The organism is Pseudomonas sp. RU47, assembly GCF_004011755.1.
Lineage (GTDB): Bacteria > Pseudomonadota > Gammaproteobacteria > Pseudomonadales > Pseudomonadaceae > Aquipseudomonas.
This window is the reverse complement of the sequence record NZ_CP022411.1, coordinates 4370594-4389608: the sequence shown is the minus strand read 5'-3', so window position 1 is coordinate 4389608 and position 19015 is coordinate 4370594. Positions and strand designations below refer to the sequence as shown.

General features: G+C 60.5%; 15 protein-coding genes. 4 read left to right on the top strand and 11 right to left on the bottom strand.

What is annotated here, in order from left to right:
• The 7 genes from CCX46_RS19965 to CCX46_RS19935 form a co-directional block, all read right to left on the bottom strand.
• Positions 1-1023, bottom strand: a complete 1023-nt coding sequence (locus tag CCX46_RS19965; RefSeq protein WP_077573741.1) for an ABC transporter permease — start codon at positions 1021-1023, stop codon at positions 1-3.
• A complete protein-coding gene (locus CCX46_RS19960) occupies positions 1023-2087 on the bottom strand; it encodes a microcin C ABC transporter permease YejB (protein WP_127929047.1) in 1065 nt (354 codons plus the stop codon). The genes CCX46_RS19965 and CCX46_RS19960 overlap by 1 nt, the downstream gene beginning before the upstream one ends.
• 1 nt (position 2088) lies before the next feature.
• Positions 2089-3954, bottom strand: coding sequence for an extracellular solute-binding protein (locus tag CCX46_RS19955; protein WP_127929046.1), 1866 nt, complete (start codon positions 3952-3954; stop codon positions 2089-2091).
• 151 nt (positions 3955-4105) lie between these two features.
• On the bottom strand, positions 4106-6817 hold the full coding sequence (locus CCX46_RS19950) for a TonB-dependent receptor (RefSeq protein WP_177413870.1): 2712 nt from the start codon (positions 6815-6817) through the stop codon (positions 4106-4108).
• A 207-nt stretch (positions 6818-7024) separates the two neighbouring features.
• On the bottom strand, positions 7025-7426 hold the full coding sequence (locus CCX46_RS19945; RefSeq protein ID WP_007918272.1) for an ExbD/TolR family protein: 402 nt from the start codon (positions 7424-7426) through the stop codon (positions 7025-7027).
• Positions 7426-8112: a MotA/TolQ/ExbB proton channel family protein gene (locus tag CCX46_RS19940; protein WP_371857975.1), complete on the bottom strand. Its 687-nt coding sequence runs from the start codon at positions 8110-8112 to the stop codon at positions 7426-7428. The genes CCX46_RS19945 and CCX46_RS19940 overlap by 1 nt, the downstream gene beginning before the upstream one ends.
• Before the next feature lie 67 nt (positions 8113-8179).
• Positions 8180-8998, bottom strand: coding sequence for an energy transducer TonB (locus tag CCX46_RS19935; RefSeq protein WP_127929045.1), 819 nt, complete (start codon positions 8996-8998; stop codon positions 8180-8182).
• Between the two features lie 1196 nt (positions 8999-10194).
• On the opposite strand from CCX46_RS19935, the gene CCX46_RS19930 reads away from it, so the two are divergent.
• Positions 10195-10818: a glutathione S-transferase gene (locus CCX46_RS19930; RefSeq protein ID WP_064117678.1), complete on the top strand. Its 624-nt coding sequence runs from the start codon at positions 10195-10197 to the stop codon at positions 10816-10818.
• 130 nt (positions 10819-10948) lie between these two features.
• Here the strand turns inward: CCX46_RS19930 and CCX46_RS19920 are convergent, their stop codons facing one another.
• Positions 10949-11389 carry a CBS domain-containing protein gene (locus CCX46_RS19920; RefSeq protein WP_007918278.1) on the bottom strand — a complete coding sequence of 147 codons (441 nt, stop codon included), beginning with the start codon at positions 11387-11389 and terminating at the stop codon, positions 10949-10951.
• Positions 11390-11587: 198 nt separating this feature from the next.
• Here CCX46_RS19920 and CCX46_RS19915 point away from each other — a divergent pair, with 198 nt between their 5' ends.
• The gene (locus CCX46_RS19915) at positions 11588-13948 is read left to right on the top strand and encodes a DNA polymerase II (RefSeq protein ID WP_177413869.1); all 2361 of its coding nucleotides are present in this window, start codon (positions 11588-11590) and stop codon (positions 13946-13948) included.
• Here the strand turns inward: CCX46_RS19915 and CCX46_RS19910 are convergent.
• The 3 genes from CCX46_RS19910 to CCX46_RS19900 all read right to left on the bottom strand — a co-directional run bounded on the left by CCX46_RS19910 (position 13913) and on the right by CCX46_RS19900 (position 16534).
• Positions 13913-14383: a DUF1810 domain-containing protein gene (locus CCX46_RS19910; RefSeq protein WP_127929042.1), complete on the bottom strand. Its 471-nt coding sequence runs from the start codon at positions 14381-14383 to the stop codon at positions 13913-13915. The genes CCX46_RS19915 and CCX46_RS19910 overlap by 36 nt on opposite strands.
• A 25-nt stretch (positions 14384-14408) precedes the next feature.
• Positions 14409-15230 carry an aldo/keto reductase gene (locus CCX46_RS19905; protein WP_127929041.1) on the bottom strand — a complete coding sequence of 274 codons (822 nt, stop codon included), beginning with the start codon at positions 15228-15230 and terminating at the stop codon, positions 14409-14411.
• 155 nt (positions 15231-15385) lie between these two features.
• Positions 15386-16534, bottom strand: coding sequence for an aldose epimerase family protein (locus CCX46_RS19900; protein ID WP_127929040.1), 1149 nt, complete (start codon positions 16532-16534; stop codon positions 15386-15388).
• A gap of 278 nt (positions 16535-16812) precedes the next feature.
• On the opposite strand from CCX46_RS19900, the gene CCX46_RS19895 reads away from it, so the two are divergent.
• Both CCX46_RS19895 and CCX46_RS19890 read left to right on the top strand, forming a co-directional pair.
• Positions 16813-17562 carry a hypothetical protein gene (locus CCX46_RS19895; RefSeq protein ID WP_127929039.1) on the top strand — a complete coding sequence of 250 codons (750 nt, stop codon included), beginning with the start codon at positions 16813-16815 and terminating at the stop codon, positions 17560-17562.
• Between the two features lie 228 nt (positions 17563-17790).
• Positions 17791-19005: an MFS transporter gene (locus tag CCX46_RS19890; protein WP_127929038.1), complete on the top strand. Its 1215-nt coding sequence runs from the start codon at positions 17791-17793 to the stop codon at positions 19003-19005.
• Positions 19006-19015 lie beyond the last annotated feature (10 nt).

Below are 19015 nucleotides of genomic sequence, written 5' to 3'. Positions count from 1 at the left end.
TCAGCTCCGGGGATCAAATGCATCACGGCAAGCTTCACCGATGAAAACCAACAACGACAAAATCAGCGCCAGGGCAAAAAACGCCGTCAGCCCCAGCCACGGCGCTTGCAGATTGCGCTTGGCCTGACCGATCAATTCGCCCAGCGAAGCAGTACCGGCCGGCATGCCGAAGCCAAGAAAATCCAGCGCAGTCAGCGTCGCAATCGCGCCAGTCAGAATGAACGGCAGGTAGGTGAGGGTGGAGGTCATCGCGTTGGGCAGGATGTGCCGGCACATCAGCTCGTTGTCGGTCAGGCCCAGCGCTCGCGCGGCTTTGACGTATTCCAGATTGCGTCCACGCAGAAACTCGGCGCGCACCACATCGACCAGCGCCAGCCAGGAAAACAGCGCCATGATCCCCAGCAGCCACCAGAAACTCGGCGAGACAAACCCGGACAAAATGATCAGCAGGTACAGCACCGGCAACCCCGACCAGATCTCCAGCACCCGTTGCCCGAGCAAGTCGACCCAACCGCCGTAATAACCCTGCAACGCCCCGGCAACGATGCCGATCAACGCACTGATACCCGTGAGAATCAGCGCAAACAGAATCGAAATCCGTGTGCCGAAAATCACCCGCGCCAACACATCGCGCGCCTGATCATCGGTGCCCAGCCAATTGCTCGATGACGGCGGGCTCGGCGCCGGTTCGCTGAGGTCGTAATTGACCGTGTCATAGCTGAACGGGATCGGCGGAAACAACATCCAGCCGCCCTGATCCTCAATCAGCTTGTGAACATAGCTGCTGGCGTAATCCGGCTGAAACGGCAGCTCGCCACCGAAATCGGTTTCCAGGTAATCGCTGAGGATCGGGAAGTAAAAGGCGTCGTGGTAACGGATCACCAACGGCTTGTCGTTGGCGATCAACTCACCGCCCAGACAAATCAGGCACAGACCGATAAACAGCCACAGCGACCAGCGCCCGCGCCGATTGGCCTTGAACTGCGCAACGCGACGTTGACCAAGGGGAGAAAGAGTGAACATCAGGCAGTCCTCGCCGAGAAGTCGATGCGCGGGTCGAGCAGGGTGTAGCAAAGGTCGCCGATCAGCTTGATCAACAGGCCGAACAGGGTGAACAGGAACAACGCACCGAACACCACCGGGTAATCCCGCGACACTGCTGCCTCGTAACTCATGCGCCCGAGGCCGTCGAGGTTGAAGATGGTTTCGATCAGCAAGGAACCGGCGAAAAACACCTCGATCAGTGCCGACGGCACACCGGCCACCACTAACAGCATGGCGTTGCGAAACACGTGGCCGTAGAGCACGCGCCTCTCAGTCAGCCCCTTGGCCCGCGCGGTGATCACGTACTGGCGGCTGATCTCGTTGAGGAAGCTGTTCTTTGTCAGGATCGTCAATGTGGCGAAACCGCCGATCACCAGCGCCGTCACCGGCAGCACCAGGTGCCAGAGGTAGTCGCCGACCTTGCCCAGCGTGCTCAGGCTGTCGAAGTTGTCCGAGACCAGCCCCTGCACCGGGAACCAGTTGACGTAGCTGCCACCGGCGAACACCACGATCAGCAGAATCGCGAACAGGAACGCCGGCATCGCATAGCCGATGATGATCGCCGTGCTGCTCCAGACATCAAACGCGCTGCCGTTCCTGATCGCTTTGCGGATGCCCAGCGGAATGGAAATCAGGTAAGTGATCAACGTCGCCCACAAACCCAGCGACAGTGATACCGGCAATTTCTGCACGATCAGATCAGTGACCTTGGCGCCGCGAAAGAAACTGCTGCCCAGATCCAGCTGCGCGTAGTTTTTCAGCATCAGCCACAGGCGTTCGTGCATCGGCTTGTCGAAGCCGTAGTGGTGTTTGATCTCCTCGATCAGCGCCGGGTCGAGGCCACGGCTGCTGCGACCCGCGCCGCCAACCGCAGCAACCTCGCCACCGCCGCCCATGCTGTGACCGCCGAAACCTTGCAAACGAGCGATGGCTTGCTCCACCGGCCCACCCGGCGCGGCCTGCACGATGAGAAAATTCACCACCAGAATGCACAACAGCGTCGGGATGATCAGCAGCAAACGTCGACTCAGATAACGCAGCATGTCACTGGCCCCCCGCGAGCTGGCTGTGCATCTGCTGGGTGGTCAACGCCTTGGCCGATACCTCCCACCAGGTGTTGAGGCCTTCGTCGTACGCCGGTTGCACGGGCGGCATGCCGAAGCGGTTCTGATACACCGTCGGCGTGCCTTTGGAGTAGTAGTTGGGAATCATGTAGTAACCCCATTGCAGCACCCGGTCGAGGGCGCGGGCGTAATGCACCATGGCTTCGCGGCTGTTGGCCTGGACCAGTCCGTCGATCAGTTGATCGACCGCCGGGTTGGCCAGCACCATCGAGTTGGAACTGCCGACTTGCGTGGCGCTTTGCGAGGCGTACAGGCTGTACAACTCGCGGCCGGGAGAGACGATCGGATCGCCGCTGCGCGGGAAAGCGACGACGATCATGTCGTAGTCGCGGGCGTTGAGGCGGTTGATGTATTGCGCCGAATCGATCCGGCGCAGATTGAGCGTGATGCCGATCTGCGCGAGGGTGCGTTTGAACGGCAGCAACATGCGGTCGAAGCCGCCCTGACCGTCGAGAAAGGTGAACTCCAGCGGCTCGCCCGCAGCGTTGACCAGACGATTGTGTTGCGGCGTCCAGCCAGCTTCGGCGAGCAGCTTCAGCGCTTGCAGTTGTTTGTCGCGGATGTAGCCACTGCCATCGGTTTTCGGTGCCTCATACACCGTGGTGAAAACCTCGTCGGGAACCTGCCCGCGCAGCGGTTCGAGGATCTTCAATTCTTCAGCGTCGGGCAGGGCGGTGGCGGCCATTTCGCTCTTCGGCCAGAAGCTGTTCTGGCGCACGTAGAAGCCGCGCATCATCTGTTTGTTGGTCCACTCGAAATCCCACAGCAGGCTGATCGCCTGACGCACGCGGCGATCCTTGAAGAACGGGTTTTGCAGGTTGAACACGAAGCCCTGAGCGGCAGTGGGTTTGTCCGGGGCGAGGATCGACTGCTGCAAGCGACCGTCACGCAGTGCCGGGCTGTCGTAGCCGACCACGTAACCGGACGAGGAGAACTCGCGGTTGTAGTCGAATGCGCCGGCCTGCAGCAGTTGCCGGGCGACGTCGGTGTCGCCGTAGAAGTTCACCGTGAGTGTGTCGAAGTTGTACATGCCGCGACTGACCGGCAGGTCTTTGCCCCACCAGTCCGGATCGCGTTGAAAACTGATGCTGCGCCCGGCGTCGACCTTGCTCACCCGGTACGGACCGCTGCCCAGCGGTGGCTCGAAACCGCCGCCATTGGCGAAGTCGCGGGTTTTCCACCAATGCTCGGGGACGATGCGCATCGTCGCCAGGTCCAGCGCCAAGGTGCGGTTGAGATTGTTCTTGAAGGTGAAGCGCACCTGCCGCGGGCCTTCGATCAGCACGTCCTGCACATCGGCGTATTGCTGGCGATAACTCAGACTGCCCTTGGTCATCAGCAGGTTGAAGGTGTAGCGCACGTCTTCGGCGGTGATCGGCGTGCCGTCGGCGAAACGTGCTTTTGGATTGAGGGTGAAACGCACCCACAAGCCTTCGGGGTCGCGCTCGATCTGTTGCGCGACCAGTGCGTAAACGGTGTACGGCTCGTCGAGTGAACGGAACGCCAGTGGCGAATACACCCAGTCATTGACCTGCACCACGGAAATGCCCTGATCGGCATACGGACTGATGTAGTTGTACTGGCCGATCTCCATCGACGCGCGACTGAGCGAACCGCCCTTGGGCGCCTTGGGCTCGACGAAATCAAAGTGCTGGAAGTTCGCCGGATACTTCGGCGCCTCGCCGTACACCGTCAGCGCATAGCTGCCAGCGGCCAGCGCCGAGGTGCCGGTGCACAGCAGCGCACTGCCGAGCAGCAGGCCAGCCATATTGCGCAAAAAACTCATGAAGTCACTCCTGAAAATCCCTGAAAGTCCACGGACCCAATGTGGGAGCGAGCCTGCTCGCGAAGGCGTCTAGTCAGCCGACATCTCTCTTGCTGATCCACCGCTTTCGCGAGCAGGCTCGCTCCCACAGGGCGATGTGTTCTGTTTCCGGTTAGAAGTGGTAAGTCATGCGCGCAAACAACGTGCGGCCCAGCGGGTCGGTGTAGCGCGGGTCATAGCCGCTCTGGAAGTTGTAGGCCTGGTTGGAGAATGGCGGGTTGCGGTCGAACACGTTCTTCATCCCGGCATCGACATCCAGCACCTTGTTGAAGGTGTAGCCGGCCGACAGATCCCACACCGAATACGACGCCACGCGCGCGTGGGTGTCGCGGTCGTAGTCGTTGTAACCCGTGGTGAAGCGGTTGGTCAGCGCCGCCCGCGCCGCGCCGAAGGTCCAGCTGCCGGTGAGGTTGTGCTTCCAGCGGGCGATCACGCCGTCACCCTGAAAGTCGCCGACCTTGTCGGTGAACGGGCCTTTGATGGTGCTCTGGAAGTCGTACTCGTCAACATAGGTGCCTTGCAGCCCCAGACCGAACTGGCCGTACGGCGTGTTCGGGAAGCGATAATCCAGCGACACATCGACACCGTTGGTTTCGACGATGCCAAGGTTGGCGTTGCCAGTGACGATGTAGTTGAGCGTGCCGTCGGCGTTGCGCACGAAGCGATCCGGGTAGGAACCGGCCTGATCAAACACGGTGGATTCCGGGAACGGCTGGATCTGGTTGGAGATGTGAATCCACCAGAAATCCAGACCTACCGAGAGGTTGTTGATCGGCTGATAGACGAAGCCGAGGGTCACGTTACGCGCCTTCTCCGGGGCCAGGTCTTCGTTGCCGCCAATCTGGTTGAGGAACTGCTGACCGCAATCGCGGCCGCCGTTGCCGCCCGGTTGCACCACACCGCCGGTACACAGCACCGGGTCGTTGTAGTAACCCTGGGTGAAGGTGATGCTGCGCGGCGAATACAGCTCATATAGCGATGGCGCACGGAAGCCTTCGCTGTAGGCGCCACGCACCACCAGCTCTTTCAACGGCTGATAACGGAACGAATATTTCGGGTTGGTGGTGCTGCCGAAGTCGCTGTATTTGTCGTGGCGCACGGCGGCGGACAGTTCGAGGCTGTCGAGCACCGGCACGTTGATTTCGGCATAGGCGGCTTTCACGCTGCGGTCGCCTTCGACGCTGCCCGCCGGGTCGATACCGAGGCTCTGAATGTCGCCAGCGAACGACTCGAAATCCTGGTGGAATTTCTCTTTGCGGTATTCACCACCCAGGGCCAGACCGGACGGGCCGGCGCCGAACCAGTCGCCGATTTCACGACTGATACGACCATCGAAACCGGCCACGCGGCCGACGGCGGTGGAGTAGGCGCCGTGGTACGCCGCGTTATCGATGTACTGCTGTCCGGCGGCCGATTGCGGGCCGAACGGGTTGAGCAGACCGCTGGCCAGACCGGCGATCATCGCCTGATCGCTGACAAAGCCATTGGTAACGCTGGAGACGATTTTGTTCTGGTTGTACGAGGCGCCGACGTTGTAATCCCAGCCACCGACCAGACCATCGAAGCTGAGCAAAAAGCGCTGACTGGTGTTCTGGTCTTTCGATTCGCGCGGGCCGGCGGCGGTTTCACGCCAGTTGACGTCGACCGGTTGGGTCGGATCGAGGGCGAAATCGGTGGGCGCCGGGGTGATGCCGTTGCCGGGGTAGTAGGGCGATGAGCCGTCGAGGCTCAGACCGGTCAGTGGCGCAGGGCCGATCGCTGTGGCGTTGTTGTTGCGCGACCAGAAGTATTCGAGGTTGACGTTGTGATCGTCGCCGAGTTTGCCGGTGGTTTTGCCGAAGAACGAGGTCTTCTCGGTCTGCGGCACCAGGTCGATGTATTCACGGGTGCTGAAGCGGCACAAGCCGTCGCGGGCTATGAGGTTGGGGCCGTTGCAATTGCTGTTGGCCAACGGGTTGGTCGCGTTGCCGTTCTGGCTGTAGTTGCCGGGGAACGCGGTGCCCGAGGTCTGATCGAGACCGCGACCGGGCGCGTAGTCAGTTGCAAAAGAGCGGTCGTTGGCGTCGAGGTTCTGCTGCTTGTTGTAATTGAACACGCCGAGCACGTTGAAGCGGTCTTCCTCCAGGTCGCCGTAGCCCCAACTGGCGCTCATGTCTTTGGTCGCGCCGCCACCGCTGTGGGTCGGGGTTTCGCCGCCGAGGGTCAACTGGCCGTCGGTCAGGGATTTCTTGGTGATGAAGTTGATCACGCCGCCGATGGCGTCGGTGCCGTACAGGGCCGAGGCGCCGTCACGCAGCACTTCGACGCGCTCGATGGCGGCAAACGGGATCATGTTCAGATCCACCGCGCCGCCGGCCGAGTTGGTGCCGGACAAGGCGTTGTTGGCCAGGCGTCGACCGTTGAGCAACACCAGCGTCTTGTTCGCGCCGATGCCGCGCATATCGGCGAACGAGGCGCCGCCAGTGGCCGCGCCGACCGAGCCTGCGCTGTTGTTGATCGACTGGCTGCCAGTGATGCGCTGCACCAGTTCGGCGGTGGTGGTCACGCCCTGTTTGCGCAGCTCATCGGCCTTGAGAATGGTGATCGGCACCGCCGTTTCCGCATCGACCCGGCGAATCGCCGAACCGGTCACTTCCACCCGTTGCAGTTGCGTGGTCGGCGCCACCACCGCCGCAGCTGCCGGGACGGAAGCGTTGTCGTCCTCGGCCGCCTGCACAGTCCCGGCGCCCATCCCCATGGCCACCAGATACAACGGAACAAAACGGTGGCGAGAAATCGTTGCCACCAAGGGTTTGAGCGTGAAGCGTGGAGTGTTCATCAGCATGGTTATTTCCGACTTTTTAGACGTTATCGAATTGGCCTTGTGAGCCCCTCATTGCTCCGCTATCGGTGATACCGCGTGCGGAAAACCACTTTCTTCAAGCAAGCCGATCCCCTCCGAAGACGCGTGGCGTTTTTTCGGTCGGCCGATTGCGACAGGATTCAGCGAGCGGTAGCGGACGCGTCTCTCAAGGCGCGCCCGCCACCGCACTCAGTGGGTGGTCATCACCGATATTTTGGTAATACCCGAGCGTTCGATAGACGCCATGGCCTTGGCCACCTGGCCGTAATTGACGGCGGAGTCGGCCTGCAGCTGCACGCGGACTTCGGCGTCCTTGGCCTTGACCTCTTTGAGGCTGGCTTCCAGCGATTCCGGCGCCAGCTCGGTCTTGGCCAGATAGAACTTGCCGTCCTGATCGACGCTGACCACCACCGGGTCTTTCTTTTCGGCGGGGGCGACGGCATCGGTTTTCGGCAGGTTGACTTTGATCGCGTTGGTCATCAGCGGCGCGGTGACGATGAACACCACCAGCAGCACGAGCATCACGTCGACCAGTGGCGTGACGTTCATTTCGCTGAGCACTTCATCGCTGTCTTGGGTAGAAAAAGACATCAGCTGGCCTCCCGCACGGCGGCAGTGGTTTTGCTGGCGATGGCCTGACGGCTGATGGAAAACGCGCTGCGCGAGGCGAGGGCGTCGAAGTCGTGGGCGAAGTCATCCATGTCCGCCGAGGCCAGTTTCAGTCGGCGCAGAAAGAAGTTGTAAATCAGCACCGCCGGTACGGCGACGGCGATACCGACACCGGTGGCGATGAGCGCGTGACCGATCGGCCCGGCCACTGCTTCAAGGCTGGCGGAGCCGGTTTCGCCGATGCTTTTCAGCGCTTCCATGATGCCCCACACGGTGCCGAACAAACCAATGAACGGCGCGGTGCTGCCGATACTGGCGAGGATCGCCTGGCCGTTTTCCAGCGAGCGGCGTTCCTTCTGGATCTGCTGGCGCAGGTTGCGTTCCAGGCGATCCGAACGGTTGATGGTATGCGCCAATTGCTGCGTGGTGCGCGGCGAATCTTCCACCAGCAGCGCTTCGAAACCGCTGCTGGCGATGCGCGCCAGCGAGCCCGGATACTGGCTGGCGTGTTCGGCGGCGGTGAGCAGATCCGGCGCGCCCCAGAAGGCCTTGGTGAATTGTTTGTTCTGCGCTTTCTGCCGCAGGTACTGCGCCGACTTGACCAGCAGGATCGCCCAGCTGACCACGGAAAACAGCACCAGACCCCAGAGCACGCCGGGGACAATCATCGAAGACAAATCGTTCATGGTGATACCTCGCTTGCGTTATTCGGTTGTGCGTTGATTGAGCATTCGGTTATTGCGGCAATTTGAAATCGATGGTCTGGGTGGCGAAGCCGTCGATCGGCGTGTCACCGCGTTTGGCCGGAATGAATTTCCAGTTCTTCACGGCGGCAACAGCCGCGTCATCCAGTTGCGGTTTGCCGCTGGATTTGGTCACCGTCACTGATCCTGCGCGACCGTTGGCCAGCACTTGAATGCGCAGCACCACGCTGCCTTCCCAGTTGCGCCGCAGCGCCAGCGACGGGTATTCCGGTGGCGGGTTGCCGAGACTGGCGAGGCCGGAAATCGCCGCCGATTCCTTGACCGGACCCGGTGCAGCGGCAGGTGCCGGCGGTGCGCTCGGGGTGGCCGGGGCAGCGGGTGCAGCGGGTGCGGCCGGGGCCGGTGGAGCTTTCGGCGGCTCGACCTTTTTCACCGGTTTCGGCTTCTCGACCGGTTTCGGTTTTTCGATCGGCTTGGGCTTCTCCACCGGTTTTGGCGGTGGCTTGACCGCGTCCTCGTCTTCCACCGGTTGTTCAGGTTCCGGCGGCGGTGGTGGCGGAGGCGGCGGTTCCGGGGTGGGTGGTGCCGGTGGCGTCGGGCTGGTCAGCTCGACGGTCATTTCCGGAATCTGCGGCGGCGTTGGCAGTGGCTCTGTTTTGGATTGCTGGAGAAACCACCAGGCGCCGCCATGTATCAGCGCCGACACAGCCACCAGCAACACCATCTGCTGTTTATTCAGACCGCCGGGTTGCGACGTGTTGGCTTTAAACGCCAGCCTGCCCGGTGGCGGCGGAACTGGAGCTTCCCGCAACGGCCCCGGCAGGGTTCTGTGCTTTACCGCATCGTTCATTAAAGCTCCCTCGGGTGGATGAAGGGCAATAAGGTGCCGTCCGAACATCCGGGGGATGTTCGAGTGGGTGGGTGCAACTTTCTTCAAGGTGAGCAGAAGCCGATAGTTAGTTGAACTATCCGGTTAACAAGGCTTGTGCAAACTTACGGGCTTAGCGCCATCGACTTTCTACGTTCATTAGCCATTCCCTGGTGTTGTTCTATGTAGGAGCTGCCGAAGGCTGCGATCTTTTGATTCTGCCTTTAAAGATCAAGATCAAAAGATCGTCCGATCGCGGCCCGAGCCTTCGGCAGTTCCTACAATTGATTACTCGAATTCTGTTTTGCAACGGCTGTGCCAGATATTGCCGAAATGTAGAGCGGTTATTTCATCAGTGTTACCCATGTCGCATTTATATAAGTTTTGCCATCGCCGTGGTTTTTCTCTGGCACACGGATTCCCGTTACTCCGGTTAACGGAGCTTTTTCAGAGGCGAGTCAGGCTGTACGCGGTATCCGGCTGATTGGCGGGATAGAGCGGCTGCGTGGCTTGCGGCCTGGGCACTTGCTGGTGCGCGGCGGACCGATTTGGTGCGGGTCAATGTTTTAGCGGGTCACGGGGCATGTTCCTTATTCTTGTTTAAATGAAATCAATGTCTGCAATGCTTGATAGTTGAAGTCGCTGGAGCGGTTTTGGTGCATTTGCAAAGTCATTGGAAGTTATTGTTCGACAATCCTCTTTTCGCTCGTTTAATACAGAGGCTGGGCAATAATCTTTCGAGTCATATTTAAAAAATAAATAGCACGCGGCTGTCGGCGAATACGTCATCGCCGAATACAGTGCTTGGTGGCTGCGTCAGGTAATAAAGTAAGTGCGTTGGCCGCCGGGACTGTTCAGATGAACTCGGCGTTGTGCACGAAGAAGCAAAGAGAGGGGCGAACGGCAGAGCGTTTGAAGATTCACGCGGTGAACTCCTTGTTGCCAGCTCGGATACGCGAACTTTTGGTTCGGTATCGCACCTTACAAGAACGCGGATAGCGTTCGATGATTGCTCTTGGTGCGGGATGAGCACCGCCAGCGCTGTTTTGCGAGGTTTGAATTCGCAAGTCGCGAGTGCATGGGAAAACCGTGCCAAAACCGATACACAGGCAGAATTTTTCTACATCCACGCTACAGCCATCTACCCTGTGGCAATGGTCTTTTCGGGGGGATTGGATATGTACCAGCTCTATGGGCACAGAAATTCGGGCGCAGCCGCCATCGAAGCGGCGCTGGAGCTGTGCCAGATCGCTTACCGTTTCATTGATATCGAGGCCAGCACCGAAGCCGCCGAGGCGTTGGCCCAGCTCAATCCACTCAAACAGATACCGACCTTGCAACTGCCCGATGGCAGCGCCATCACCGAGAGCGCGGCGATCCTGATTCATCTGGGCCTGACGTTTCCCAAGTCCGGCCTGCTGCCGACCAAGGCGGATGACCGTGATCAGGCGATTCGCGGTCTGGTCTACATCGTCAGCAACTGTTATGCGGCGATCGGCGTCATCGATTATCCGGAGCGCTGGCTGCTGATGCCTGACGAAGCCTCGCGGCAGAATCTGGTGGCCGGAGCGCGTGAGCGATTGCATTGGAGTTGGGAGGTGTTTGCCGACCAGTTCTCTGCCGAGCTGTATCTGGATGACGAAACGCCGGGGGCACTGGATGTGCTGGCGGCAGTGGTGACGCGCTGGGCGGGCAGCCGCGAGCATTTGCGTCAGACGCGACCGGGGTTTTATGCGTGGTTGCAGCGGATTGACCGGCACCCGGTGCTGGCACCGGTCTTTGCCCGGCATTGGCCGTCCTGACCGAGGTGATCGTTCCCACGCTCTGCGTGGTAACGCAGCCCGGGACGCTCTGCGTCCCAAAGCTTGACGCAGAGCGTCACAGGAGGCATTCCTTTGCTGCGCGTGGGAACGATCATGAGGAGGACGGGATTTATTCCCCGCGAATGTACTGCTCCAGCTGTTTGATCAGCTCCGCCTGTTCGGCAATCGCTTCCTTGACCAGGTCACCGATCGACAGCAAACCGATCAACTTGCCGTTCTCGACCACCGGCAAGTGGCGCAGGCGTTTGTCGGACATGATGCCCAGGCAGGTGTCGACGGTTTGATGGGTGTCGACGGTGATCACGTTCGCCACCATGATGTCGCGCACCGGCGTGCCTACGGATGAGCGGCCATGCAGCACCAGTTTGCGCGCGTAGTCGCGTTCGCTGATGATGCCGACCACTTTTTCGTCTTCGACCACCAGCAAGGCGCCGACGTTTTTCTCGGCCATCTTCATCAGCGCTTCGAGCACCATGTGATCAGGTTTGATCTGGTGCACTTCCTGATTTTTCTGATCTTTGAGCTTGAGCAGTTGGGCGACGGTCTTCATGGCGATTACTCAGGTGTTGTCGTTGTTATCCAAGCATCGTAGACGCAAGCGCGCAGGGCAAGGTGGCAAAGCGGCAGATAACACGCAAAAAACGTCATTTGCCGGGTTTTTCCGTGGCTGGCGGCTGTTTATCGTCAGGGTCATCCCAGGCAATGCCGCGTAGAATGCCCCTCTGTTTCAATTTCTGAGGTTGCAGTGGTGGATTTACCGCAGGGCTTCGTCCTGACCCGGCATTGGCGCGATACTCCGGCCGGCACCGAAGTCGAGTTCTGGCTGGCGACCGACGCCGGGCCGCGCCGTGTGCGCCTGCCACATCAGCCGTCGGTGGCGTTTATCCCCGCCGAGCAGCGCGCAGCGGCCGAACGCCTGCTGCACGACGAAAAGAACGTTGAACTGCGTCCGCTGGCCCTGCAGGATTTCGAACATCGCCCGGTGCTCGGTCTTTATTGCCAGCAACACGGCCAATTGATGCGCCTTGAAACCGCGCTCAACCGCAACGGGGTCGACGTCTACGAAGCCGACGTACGCCCGCCGGAACGCTACCTGATGGAGCGTTTTATCACCGCGCCGGTGCGGTTCAGCGGCACGCCCGATGCCGACGGCGTATTGCTCAACGCCCAGCTCAAACCCGACCCCGATTACCGGCCGACGCTACGGCTGGTCTCGCTCGACATCGAAACCACCGAAACCGGCGAGTTGTATTCGATCGCCCTCGAAGGTTGCGGCGAACGTCAGGTGTACATGCTCGGTGCGCCGAACGGTGATGACAGCATCGTCGACTTCGACCTCGAGTACTGCGACTCGCGCACGGTCATCCTGAAGAAGCTCAATGACTGGTTCGCCCGCCACGACCCAGACGCAATCATCGGCTGGAACGTCGTGCAGTTCGATCTACGCATTCTCCACGAACACGCGCGACGCCTTGGCGTGCCGCTGAAGATCGGTCGGGGCGGCGAAGAGATGCAATGGCGCGAACACGGCAGCCGCAATCACTACTTCGCCTCGGCAGCGGGGCGGCTGATCATCGATGGTATCGAGTCCCTACGCTCGGCGACCTGGAGTTTCCCCTCGTTCAGTCTGGAAAACGTCGCGCAGACCCTGCTCGGTGAAGGCAAGTCCATCGACAACCCGTACCAGCGCATGGACGAAATCAACCGCATGTTCGCCGAGGACAAACCGGCGCTGGCCAAGTACAACCTCAAGGACTGCGAACTGGTCACGCGGATCTTTGCCAAGACCGAGCTGCTGACCTTCCTGCTCGAGCGCGCCAGTGTCACCGGACTGCCGGCGGACAGAAGCGGCGGCTCGGTCGCCGCGTTCACCCATTTGTACATGCCGTTGATGCACCGACAGGGTTTTGTCGCGCCGAACCTCGGCACCAATCCGCCGCAGGCCAGCCCCGGCGGTTTCGTTATGGACTCGCAACCGGGGCTTTACGAATCGGTGCTGGTGCTCGATTACAAGAGTCTCTACCCGTCGATTATTCGTACCTTTCTGATCGACCCGGTCGGGTTGATCGAAGGTTTGCAGCACCCGGACGATACCGATTCGGTGCCGGGTTTTCGTGGTGCGCGTTTCTCGCGCACCCGTCACTGCCTGCCGTCGATTGTCTCGCGCGTTGCCGAGGGCCGCGAGACCGCCAAGCGCGAGCACAACGCACCGCTGTCGCAGGCACTGAAAATCATCATGAACGCCTTCTACGGCGTACTCGGTTCCAGTGGTTGCCGCTTCTTCGATACGCGGCTGGCCTCATCGATCACCCTGCGCGGCCACGAAATCATGCTGCGCACGCGCAAGCTGATCGAAGAGCAGGGCCACGCGGTGATCTACGGCGACACCGACTCGACCTTCGTCTGGCTGCGTCGCCCGCACGGACAGGAAGAGGCGGCGAGCATCGGTCATGCGCTGGTCAAGCACGTCAACGACTGGTGGCGCGCGCATGTGCGTGATGAATACGGACTGGAAAGCGCCCTCGAACTGCAATTCGAAATTCACTACAAACGCTTTCTGATGCCGACCATTCGCGGTGCGGAGGAGGGCAGCAAGAAGCGCTACGCCGGCCTCGTCACCCGCGCCGACGGCAGCGATGAAATGGTCTACAAAGGCCTGGAGACCGTGCGCACCGACTGGTCGCTGCTGGCCCGGCAATTTCAGCAGGAACTCTACGAGCGGATCTTCCAGCGCAAGCCCTATCAGGATTACGTGCGCGACTATGTGCGTAAAACCCTCGCTGGCGAATTCGACGATCGACTGGTCTACCGCAAGCGCCTGCGCCGCACTCTCGACGATTACGAGCGCAACGTGCCGCCCCACGTGCGCGCGGCGCGGCTGGCCGATGACTACAACGCCCAGCACGGGCGCCCGCGGCAGTACCAGAATGGCGGCTGGATCAGCTACGTCATCACCCTGGCAGGTCCCGAACCGCTGGAAGTGCGCCGCGCCGCGATCGACTACGACCACTACATCACCCGGCAACTGCAACCGGTGGCGGACGCGATTCTGCCGTTTGTCGACGACGATTTCTCAACCCTGATCGGGGGGCAACTGGGCCTGTTTTGAGTCGAGCAGTTGCAGCGTCCATTCGTCGAGAATGCCGTGGAAGTAGCGTTCCAGCGCCTGATTGAACACGCTGTCTTCAGCGGCAAACTGGGCGAACAGCGTCATCGAGGAATGAAATTTCAGGTCATCGGGATGGCCGAAAATCTCCGCAATCGAACGCTGTTGCACCTTCAGCACTAACTGCGTGCAAGTCCGCAGGCGTGCGCCGAGCAGTTCATGAGCCAGATAAGCCCGGACCTCCTCGGCCGAACCGATGGCGAAGCGCCGGGACATTTCACTGCCGCCCAGACCGGCGAACTGCGGAAAGACAAACCACATCCAGTGGCTGCGCTTGCGGCCCTCATCGAGTTCGCGTTGCACGCGCTCGAATACCGAATCCTGGGCCTGGACAAAACGTTGCAGGTTGAACGGGTCGTACTGATCAGTGCTTCTCATCGCGAAGCCCTCGCCAGCCGCTGGCTCAGACCATGGCCAGCCGCTGCTTGCGTTGTGGCGCTTGAAACACCTGGTCCAGCGCCGCCAGATCCCCGGCCTCCAGTTGCAGTTGCGCGGCTTGTGCATTGAGTTGCACGTGTTCCGGCCGCACAGCCTTGGGAATCGCAATCACCCCATCCTGACGCAGAATCCACGCCAGCGAAACCTGTGCGGGGGTTACGCCGTGACGAGCGGCAATGTCTTTCAACACCGGCTCAGCGAGCATGGCACCGCCCTGGCCGATCGGGCAGTAAGCCATCAGCGGCATGCGTTGATGTTGGCACCACGGCAGCAAATCGAATTCGATGCCGCGCTCTTCGAGGTTGTAGAGCACCTGATTGGTCGCGCAGACCGAACTGGAGAGTTCTTCGAGATCATCGACATCGAAATTCGACACGCCCCAACGGCCGATCTTGCCGTCTTCGCGCAGGCGTTCGAAGGCTTCGACGGTTTCTTCCAGCGGATACTGGCCGCGCCAATGCAACAGATAGAGGTCGATGTAGTCGGTGTCGAGCCGCCGCAGGCTGCGCTCGCAAGCTTGCGGGATGCCCTTGCGGCTGGCGTTGTGCGGGTAGACCTTGCTCACCAGAAACACCTGATCGCGCAGGCCGGCAATGGCTTCGCCAACGACTGATTCGGCACCGCCCTCGGCGTACATTTCCGCCGTGTCGATCAAGCTCATACCCAGCTCGATACCGCTGCGCAGTGCTGCCACTTCACGCTTGTGCGCCGAGCGGTCTTCGCCCATGCGCCAGGTGCCTTGGCCAATCACCGGCACCTGCACGCCGGCCAGTTCGAGGGTACGCATGCAAACCTCCTTGCTGAATGTGTCGATACCTTTTAGTGGGCAGCAGGATAGCTCAGGGGTTCAAAAAGCAAAAAGATCGCAGCGTGCCGCAGCTCCTACAGGAAAACGCTTAACTGTAGGAGCTGCGGCACGCTGCGATCTTTTGATCTTCGTTTTTACTTGGCGGAGAACTTCAACACCACGCTGTGGCTGTAAGTCTGCCCCGGATCAAGCCGAGTGCTCGGGAAGTCCGGCTGATTCGGTGAATCCGGATAATGCTGAGTCTCCAGGGTAAACGCGCCCCAGTGCGGATACACCTTGCCACCCTTGCCCTTGACCGTACCGTCGAGGAAGTTGCTGGTATAGAACTGCACACCCGGTTCCGTGGTGAACAACTGCAGCACGCGACCGGATTGCGGATCGCTCACCTCGGTGGCAACTTTACCGATGTCACCCCTGGTATCCAGCGCCCAGTTGAAATCAAACCCACCCTGTTTCGGCTCGGCAAATTTCAACTGCGGATGATCAGCCTTGATGTGCGTGCCGATCGCGGTTGGCTTGCTGAAATCCATCGGTGTGCCGGCCACGGGTGCCAGTTCGCCGGTCGGGATCAGCTTGGCGGTGACCGGGGTGTAATGGCTGGCGTGCAGGGTGGCGACCTGTTTGAGGATGTCGCCATTGCCGGCGCCGGCGAGGTTGAAGTAGCTGTGGTTGGTCAGGTTGAGCACGGTCGGTTTGTCGGTGCTGGCCTTGTAGTCGATGCGCAGTTCGTTGTTGTCGGTGAGGCGATAGGTCACTTCGGTGGTGAGGTTGCCGGGGAAGCCCATTTCGCCGTCCGCCGACAGATAGGTCAGGGTCACGCCGACTGAGTCCTTGTCCTTGGTTTCCTGGGCCCTCCAGACTTTCTTGTCGAAGCCCAGCGTGCCGCCGTGCAGCGCGTTGGTCTTGTCGTTTTGCGGCACTTGATAGCGCTTGCCGTCGAGTTCGAACGCACCTTCGGCGAGGCGATTGCCGAAGCGGCCGATGGTCGCGCCGAAGTAGGCGGTGCCTTTCTGGTAACCCTGTACATCATCGAAGCCGAGCACGACGTCGTCGAACTTGCCGTGCTTGTCCGCCACTTTCAGCGATTGCAGGGTCGCGCCGTAGGTGATGACGGTGGCCTGCATGCCGTGGCTGTTGCGCAGGATGTATTGCTCGACGGGCGTGCCGTCATTGGTCTTGCCGAAGGCTTTGTGTTCGGCGCTGAGGCCGGCCGCGTTGGCGGAAAGGGTGGCGATCATCAGGGACAGTCCGAGGCCGGAGAGCAGGTGACGGGATTGAAGCATGGTTGACCTTCCTTTTTGTTGTTGTTTTTGAAAGCGGCGTTCTATCGGTATGTTAATCACCGAAAAAACAAAGTAGTCATACTAAATGCTCAGCAAGTGAAAATTTATAGCTGATTAGTCGTTTATTTCAACAATAAAGACAGACTAAATTGCAGGTCGGGGTTGGTCGAAGGACGACCGGGCATTCGGCGCACTGCACTTTTTCGCAATCGGCGGCTCTATCCATGGCCAGGATGCGGTGACTCCCGCCGCACAGGAATGTGCCTGTTCGAGATTTCATGCCGAGAGTTTTTGCCCCGATCGCTGCTTTTTTCCGCCGCCCGTGCCTGTTGCTGGCCTGTCTGTCGTCGCTGCTGTTCAGCGGTTGCAGTCACCAGGACGGCAACGGTTTCTTCAACCAGATGCGTGAGGGGAAGCCGCAGGAGTTCTTGCAGACCAGCGTCGACCGCATGGCCACACTGGCGATGCGCGACAACCTCAGCAGCCTCTATCGCTTGCAGAGCAAGCTGTACTTGCGCAACCCGGACGAGCTGCGCAAGTCAGGCTTTCTCAATATCCATGCGGCCGTGAAACAGGTGCGCCAGGCCATTGAGCAGCAACAACCGCTGCCGGTGCTGGGCGGGCGCAAGGATCTGGCAGCGCTGAGCTATGCGATGAGCCCTGAGTTTCTCGGTGACCGCGTCGGCGCTTTCATCTATGCGATCGGCAGCATGCTGGTCACCGCCCACGGCAATCGCACCGAGTTCTACATGACGGACGCGATCAACCCGACATTCGTTCACAACGCTGCACGCAATATCGAAAAAGCCACGTGGATTTTGTCCCAGCGACAGAACAAGGAAGGTCAGCCGCTGCTGTTTTCCAATGAGATCTCGGAGGAGGGCACCAATCTGAGCTTTGCCACCGAGTTCAGCAAGATCGTTGCGCGCCTGGATCTGCTCACGCAGATGCTTGACGAGCGTTACCGGCGGATCGGCCTTAACTACGCGCAGAGTTTGCTGTTCCTGAATTTCTTGCCGGTGCAGTGAGTTTGGTGGGGCGGTGATGACGATCTATGCAGCTTCCACAAGGGTTTGTGGTGTGCAGAGATCCAATGTGGGAGCGAGCCTGCTCGCGAATGCGGTCCTTCAGGCGCTGAAGTGTTGACTGAACTAGCGCATTCGCGAGCAGGCTCGCTCCCACATTGATCCAATAGTGAAGGTTGTTTTTGTATACAATCCGTCACCGCTATTGATCAAAATGGAGCCGCACCCGTCATGACCGACCCCGCCAGCGCCGATTTCAGCCGCGTCGACCGCACCGCCCGTGCGGACAAACTGCCCTATGCCGCGTTGCTGGCGTTCGCCATGACCGGCTTCATCGCCATCCTCACCGAAACCCTGCCCGCCGGGCTGCTGCCGCAAATCGGCGCCGGGCTCAACGTCAGTGAAGTGCTTGCCGGGCAACTGGTAACGCTCTACGCGTTGGGTTCGATTGTCGCGGCGATTCCGCTGACCGTCGCCACGCGGGGCTGGCCTCGGCGCCGGGTTTTATTGATGACGGTCGGCGGGTTTCTGCTGTTCAACACTGTCACCACCTTCTCCAGCCATTACGGCCTGACCCTGGCTTCGCGCTTTCTCGCCGGGATGGCGGCGGGATTGTCGTGGGGGATCATGGCCGGTTATGCGCGCGGCATCGTGCCGGTGCATCAACAGGGGCGGGCGCTGGCGATTGCCATGCTCGGCACGCCTGTGGCGTTGTCGTTGGGCACGCCGGCGGGGACGTGGCTGGGCAATCTGATCGGCTGGCGCGCGTCGTTCGGGATCATGTCGGCACTGGCGCTGGTGTTGGCGGCGTGGATTGTCATTGCGGTGCCGGATCGTCCGGGGCAAACCAGCGAGGAGCGTCTGCCGTTGCTCGAATCGCTGCGTCTGCCCGGCGTGCGGCCGGTGCTGTTCGTGGTGCTGACGTGGATGCTCGGGCACAACATTCTCTATACCTACATCGCGCCATTTCTGATGCAGGCCGGGCTGGCTGACCGGGTCGATCTGGTGTTGCTGGTGTTTGGCCTGTGCTCGCTGGTGGGGATCTGGATTATTGGCATGCTGGTGGATCGCTGGCTGCGCTGGCTGACGCTGATCAGCCTCGCGGTGTTTGCGCTGACGGCGCTGGTACTGGCATTGGCGGCGCCGTCACCGCTGGTCATTTACGCCTGCATGGCGGTGTGGGGATTGTCGTTTGGCGGCTCGGCCACGTTGCTGCTGACCTCGGCGGCGGACTCGGCCGGTGATCACGTCGACGTGGTGCAGGCGATGCTCACCACTTCGTGGAACGTGGCGATCGCCGGTGGCGGCTTGTTCGGCGGCTTGCTGCTGGATCGGGCAGGGGCGATGTCGTTTCCGTGGGCGCTGCTGATTCTGTCGCTGATCGCGCTGGCCACGGTGTGGATCAACAAAAACCACAGCTTCAAACCGGGACGGCGGGTGCACTGATCCATCAGCC

Coding starts and splice junctions, on each gene's coding strand:
- CCX46_RS19955 (WP_127929046.1), bottom strand. CDS start 3,954: ATGAGTTTTTTGCGCAATATGGCTGGCCTGCTGCTCGGCAGTGCGCTG.
- CCX46_RS19945 (WP_007918272.1), bottom strand. CDS start 7,426: ATGTCTTTTTCTACCCAAGACAGCGATGAAGTGCTCAGCGAAATGAAC.
- CCX46_RS19900 (WP_127929040.1), bottom strand. CDS start 16,534: ATGCTTCAATCCCGTCACCTGCTCTCCGGCCTCGGACTGTCCCTGATG.
- CCX46_RS19940 (WP_371857975.1), bottom strand. CDS start 8,112: ATGATTGTCCCCGGCGTGCTCTGGGGTCTGGTGCTGTTTTCCGTGGTC.
- CCX46_RS19910 (WP_127929042.1), bottom strand. CDS start 14,383: ATGAGAAGCACTGATCAGTACGACCCGTTCAACCTGCAACGTTTTGTC.
- CCX46_RS19935 (WP_127929045.1), bottom strand. CDS start 8,998: ATGAACGATGCGGTAAAGCACAGAACCCTGCCGGGGCCGTTGCGGGAA.
- CCX46_RS19890 (WP_127929038.1), top strand. CDS start 17,791: ATGACCGACCCCGCCAGCGCCGATTTCAGCCGCGTCGACCGCACCGCC.
- CCX46_RS19950 (WP_177413870.1), bottom strand. CDS start 6,817: ATGCTGATGAACACTCCACGCTTCACGCTCAAACCCTTGGTGGCAACG.
- CCX46_RS19965 (WP_077573741.1), bottom strand. CDS start 1,023: ATGTTCACTCTTTCTCCCCTTGGTCAACGTCGCGTTGCGCAGTTCAAG.
- CCX46_RS19920 (WP_007918278.1), bottom strand. CDS start 11,389: ATGAAGACCGTCGCCCAACTGCTCAAGCTCAAAGATCAGAAAAATCAG.
- CCX46_RS19960 (WP_127929047.1), bottom strand. CDS start 2,087: ATGCTGCGTTATCTGAGTCGACGTTTGCTGCTGATCATCCCGACGCTG.
- CCX46_RS19895 (WP_127929039.1), top strand. CDS start 16,813: ATGCCGAGAGTTTTTGCCCCGATCGCTGCTTTTTTCCGCCGCCCGTGC.
- CCX46_RS19930 (WP_064117678.1), top strand. CDS start 10,195: ATGTACCAGCTCTATGGGCACAGAAATTCGGGCGCAGCCGCCATCGAA.
- CCX46_RS19905 (WP_127929041.1), bottom strand. CDS start 15,230: ATGCGTACCCTCGAACTGGCCGGCGTGCAGGTGCCGGTGATTGGCCAA.